General features: G+C 42.6%; 1 protein-coding gene. It reads left to right on the top strand.

What is annotated here, in order from left to right; genetic code table 11:
* On the top strand, positions 1-1,006 hold a 1,006-nt coding region (locus HMPREF9088_RS02025; protein ID WP_007207448.1), incomplete at its 5' end, for a beta-xylosidase family glycoside hydrolase.
* Positions 1,007-1,360 lie beyond the last annotated feature (354 nt).

Genomic DNA, 1,360 nt, shown 5'->3' with positions numbered 1-1,360 from the left:
GGGGTGCACACCACATTTTTATCAAATCAATGGCAAGTATTACATTTTCTTGATTCACTCAGATCCAAAGGTTTGGCGACGGATTGAGGCTTGCTTTGTGGCGGAGGATTTGGAAGGTGAATTTGTCGGCGGTGATGTCTTTAATGATGATAACGGGTATTGCAATCAAGGCATTGCCCAAGGTGGTATCGTGGATACGCCAAAGGGAGACTGGTACGCGATCTTGTTTCAAGATTATGGTGCAGTAGGACGGTTACCCATACTTTTACCAGTAACTTGGCAAGACGATTTTCCAGTTTTTGGTGAAGAAGAAAAGACGCCACAGCAATTTTTTATTACCTACAATCGACCGGAATATGTGTATTCGCCTCTTGTAGGGAGTGATGATTTTAAAACGTTAGCCAAAACGCCTTACCGACTAAAACCGCAATGGCAATTTAATCACGAACCGGATTTGTCTGGCTTCTTATTGGATCCAAAACGTGGCTGTGTGGAATTAACGACGACACGGCTTGCACAATCTGTGACAACGACGCCTAACGTCTTAACACAGCGGATGCGCTATCCAAAATGTGCAGCCACCGTGACAATCGATGGGACAAAAATGAAAGATGGGGATTGTGCCGGATTAGCTGCCTTTCAATCCGCTTATGGTTTTATTGGTTTATCCAAAGAGGAAGGCCAGTATTATCTTGTCATGGAGACCCGTGAACTAGATGATTCCAGTTTGCAAGCAATGCCTAAAGAGGCAACTAACGGTAAATCCACTCGTATTTTGTGGGAAAGTGGAAAAGTCACGCTAAAGGTAGCCGCTGATTTTCATGAAATGACGGATTTGACCCGGTTTTATTACCAAAACGAAGGGACTTTTTTGCAATTAGGAGAGGCACATCCGGTGGCATTTAAAATGGATCATTTTAGCGGCTGTCGTTTCGGGCTATTTATCTATAATAGGAAAACCATTGGAGGCACCGCGTCGTTTCAGTCTTTTGATTACCAAGTTTAAGAAGCAGGATTTGTTAGAAAAGCTCTAGGCCAATTGCTGTTTTGGTGGAAATATGTTATACTATGTCTTACACGAAAGATATTGTTACGCGAGAAATACAAGGATATTTTTAAGAAATTTGATCCAACTGGCGCAGCTTCAGGGCTGCAAGGGTGTGTTAGTAGGTTATGGGAACACACTGTTTAAATGAGAAATACTTGATTTTAAGTAATAGTCTGATCCAACTTTAGAGTAAAGATAATGAGTAGTTAGATGGCCTTCTTCCGTTTGGGAGAGGGCCATCGTCCATTTTGGGGATGGCATCATCATAAATGCCGAGTAAAAGAAGCTGATCTGTGTTAGAGAGCAAGGGGG

The sequence above is a fragment of the Enterococcus italicus DSM 15952 genome (assembly GCF_000185365.1).
GTDB classification, from domain to species: Bacteria; Bacillota; Bacilli; order Lactobacillales; family Enterococcaceae; genus Enterococcus_G; species Enterococcus_G italicus.
This window is presented reverse-complemented; position numbering and strand designations above follow the sequence as displayed.